Below are 3,438 nucleotides of genomic sequence, written 5' to 3'. Positions count from 1 at the left end.
GCATATAAAGAATTATCTAAATCCAATAGTATGTATTGAGCTTGTTATATTTATTTCTCATGTTTTGTAGCAAAGTTTATTGAAAAACTATTTTTGCTACAGAAAACGTTTCTACAAACCAATCCTCTCACAGCTCAAAACCAGAGCTCAAGAAGCGCAACCGCTAACTTAGACCCCGTTATTATTTTCAACAATTCCCCCCATTTGGGTGATTGCTCTCAAATCACCAAACAATTATAAATAAGCACCCAAGCTAAAAATTTTCTGTAAATTGATCCCTGAACCTTAGTTCTTTAGAATTGCTCCCTGCGCTTAAACGACCTAAGCAATCTGACCACTAATCGATATACTTCCCTGCTTGGAGCTTCTATGACAACCCTCACGCTGTTTATCAGCGACAATTGGCTAAACCTACTAGCCATTATCTGGTTTTTAGTTTGCTTTAATGGCTATATGAAATACGCCAGTGCTCGAAGCTACCGAAGCACCGAAGACTCTCCGAGCCTTGCATCCGAACTTCACCAGTATCGGTTTCAGTGGATGCTCCGGGTCCTGACTAGAGAAATGAGAATCGCTGACAATGCTGCAATTGCGAACCTTGAAAAAGGTGTTTCTTTTTTTGCATCAACGACCATGCTTATTCTCGCTGGCTTAATAACCATCTTAGGCTCAACTGAAAAAGCAATACACCTCATAGAAGGGCTCCCCTTCGCAGTCCCCACCGATCGCTCGGAATGGGAGATCAAAGTCATTACGTTAATTTTTGTTTTTGTCTATGCCTTCTTCAAGTTTACCTGGAGCTTACGCCAATATGGTTTTGTAACCATTATGGTTGGCGGGGCGCCAACCCCTAGTGAAGACTGCAGTAATGAAGAGAGGGAGGCGCTTGCTTCACGCATGGCTTCCATGGCCTCCATGGCCGCTAACAACTTTAATAGTGGCTTACGCACTTACTATTTCTCTATCGCCATGCTGACCTGGTTTATCAACCCATGGGTATTTATGGTCGCCAGCACCCTTATTGTCTTTATTCTATTTCGTCGTGAATTTAAGTCATCCACACTTAAAATCCTGGTGGGTAAAGAAGAGCTGTCTCAAGCAATGCGCTAAAACTCAATAAAAAACAAAAAGTCACAAGTCTATTCTTTACCGATCGCGGGCTTTTTCTATACTCATTAGAACAAATATAAAACAAAGGCAATTGACGCTTAGGAGTTACAGGAATGTCTTTAGAATCGCTATTTAAAGGAAGCCCAAATTTACCCAACATCCCGAAAGTGGTGCAAGAACTGATCAAGCAGTTTAATGATCCTCATTCCAATGTTGATGAGATTTCAAAAAAAATACAGATGGACCAGGTCCTTTCTGCCAAAATTATGCGTCTAGCCAATTCCGCGCGCTATGGTGCAGGACGTAAGATCGCCTCAATCGACTCTGCAGTTGTGATGCTCGGCATCGATACCCTGAAAACCTTAGTCGTTGCCTCTGGTATTACTGGTGCTTTCCAAGACATCCCGGGCTTTGATAAAAAACAGTTCTGGCGTGATAGTTTCATGATTGCCAGCATCAGCAAGCTAATTGCTAAACACACTGACTCAGACCCTGAAACAGCCTTCACAATCGGCATGATGCGTAACATCGGCGAGCTACTAATTCATATTTATCATGAAGAGTCTGCCGTTAAAATTGACAAGCTAGTTGAATCAGGCGCTAATCGAATTGACTTACAAGACAACCAGTTTGGCTATGACTTCACGCAAGCAGGCTCGGAACTTGCCAAACGCTGGAACTTCCCAACAGAAATTGTAAATGGAATACGTCAACAGGCTGCCCCTAACGACTTTGAAGAGTATTCCGCTTATTCAAGCATCGTTTACTTGGCCGACTACTTAAATGAAGCGTTTAAAGCCGAGCAAGAAAAGCAAGAAATTTTATCTCAGTTCCCGGTGGACATTGCTAAGCCAATTGATATCAATCTGGTATCTTTCTTCGAAGAGTTAGTTGAGCTTGCAGAAGCGGAAGATGATATTGAAGAGTTATTGAAAGACTAAGTCAGATAATCTCTCAAAAAGCGCTCATTTGAGCGCTTTTTCTTTGCCTAATAGAAAACCGAAAAGATCATTTTTTTGAATCGGCTACCATTAAAAACCATAACCTAAAGAAACATAAGAGGTTTCATCCATATGTAAGGCTATCAACTGGACCACCCAAAAACGCAAACCTAGCTCTAGACCTAAGCCTTCAATCTCGTTCTCATGCTGTCGTAGATTATCCTTGTCCAATATTAAATAAGACAAGCCCATATCAACTCCCATCAAAGAGAAGCCACTGGTGTAACTGAGGTTAATCTTTTCACCAAAATGCCCAAAACCACCTCGTAAAGTGATTCCTTCGTGCGCTGCACCCTGACGTTTAAAAAATGACATTCCCATATAATGGGTACGGCCAATCAAGTTATCATCAACAACATAGGTATAACGAGGCGTCCACCCCTCCAGGTCAGAGATATTTTTCCAGGAGAAGTCCTCCACACTTAAGTCGTCGAGCCCTAAGTGTTCCAACTTGAATTCAGCAAAAGCCAGTACCGGCGTAAGAACAAGAATCAGAGTAAGCAGTAGTTTTTTCATAAGATCTATTAGTGCATCCTTGACGCTAGCAAAGCCAGGGCGACTTAAATGCAAACGCTTTAAGCCAGCAACCCGAAACAACAAAGACTGAAAGACTACTATATAGTGAAGCCCTAAACCAAGAAGCAGCCACTCTAATTTTGAAGCAGTCGAAGTTTTAATAAGCATTGAGAGGGAAAACGGTAAGATTCAGGCAAAAAAAATCCCGGACAATGTCCGGGATAAATAAGTACACATGAAATCTAAACCTAAATTGAAGAAAGACGGGCCTGAATCGTCTCACCTAAATTCGATATAGTAATCATAGCCAATAAGTTATGAGCGGTCTGTTGGTAAACAATTGCAAAATGTAACGAATTGTTAACGTCTTCTATATTAATTTACTTGGTTTTATGGCAGAGAATAACGATAATGGTCGTTTCTTCTATTTGTGATAGACCTTCCATTATGGAAATAGAGCAGCTATTTACTCTAATAAAAAGCTTGACCAGCCAATCGAACATTAGAGAACTTGTCACAGCACTCGATGACATTCTTATCAATAATTTCGAACGCGTCGATTTGTCAGTTTATGAGCTACAAGCTACACGGCGCTCCAATCATAAAACGACCACTCTTATCGGCATAGAGTGTAGCGGGAAGTCCAACGACATCTATTTAAATAACGACATGGACATGCTGTCGGCTTATATTTCTAAAGAAGAGGTATACAAGGTTGAAAGCAGAACGCGTTTTAAAATCGTCATTCCGGTAGTGTTATATGACAAAAGCGTGTCTCACCTGGTTGTTTTGCGCCACCGCTACGAGAACC

4 protein-coding genes are annotated in these 3,438 nt (G+C 41.3%); 3 read left to right on the top strand and 1 reads right to left on the bottom strand.

What is annotated here, in order from left to right:
- Window positions 1-369 precede the first annotated feature (369 nt).
- Together A3756_RS12265 and A3756_RS12260 are read left to right on the top strand one after the other, a co-directional pair.
- Window positions 370-1,110 (top strand): DUF599 domain-containing protein, encoded by a 741-nt coding sequence (locus tag A3756_RS12265; protein WP_068514659.1) that lies wholly within the window; start codon window positions 370-372, stop codon window positions 1,108-1,110.
- A gap of 113 nt (window positions 1,111-1,223) precedes the next feature.
- Window positions 1,224-2,051, top strand: a complete 828-nt coding sequence (locus A3756_RS12260) for an HDOD domain-containing protein (protein ID WP_068512887.1) — start codon at window positions 1,224-1,226, stop codon at window positions 2,049-2,051.
- 90 nt (window positions 2,052-2,141) lie between these two features.
- Here A3756_RS12260 and A3756_RS12255 read toward each other — a convergent pair whose 3' ends face one another.
- The gene (locus A3756_RS12255) at window positions 2,142-2,627 is read right to left on the bottom strand and encodes a hypothetical protein (protein WP_156490441.1); all 486 of its coding nucleotides are present in this window, start codon (window positions 2,625-2,627) and stop codon (window positions 2,142-2,144) included.
- A 411-nt stretch (window positions 2,628-3,038) separates the two neighbouring features.
- Between A3756_RS12255 and A3756_RS12250 the strand changes: the two genes are divergently transcribed.
- Window positions 3,039-3,438: hypothetical protein (locus tag A3756_RS12250; protein WP_156490440.1), on the top strand; the 400-nt coding region annotated here is incomplete at its 3' end.

This window comes from Oleiphilus sp. HI0086, from assembly GCF_001635225.1.
This window is presented reverse-complemented; position numbering and strand designations above follow the sequence as displayed.

What these genes read in the sequence shown, in the direction of transcription:
- A3756_RS12260 (WP_068512887.1), top strand. Translation starts at nt 1,224, where the DNA reads ATGTCTTTAGAATCGCTATTTAAAGGAAGCCCAAATTTACCCAACATC.
- A3756_RS12265 (WP_068514659.1), top strand. Translation starts at nt 370, where the DNA reads ATGACAACCCTCACGCTGTTTATCAGCGACAATTGGCTAAACCTACTA.
- A3756_RS12255 (WP_156490441.1), bottom strand. Translation starts at nt 2,627, where the DNA reads ATGAAAAAACTACTGCTTACTCTGATTCTTGTTCTTACGCCGGTACTG.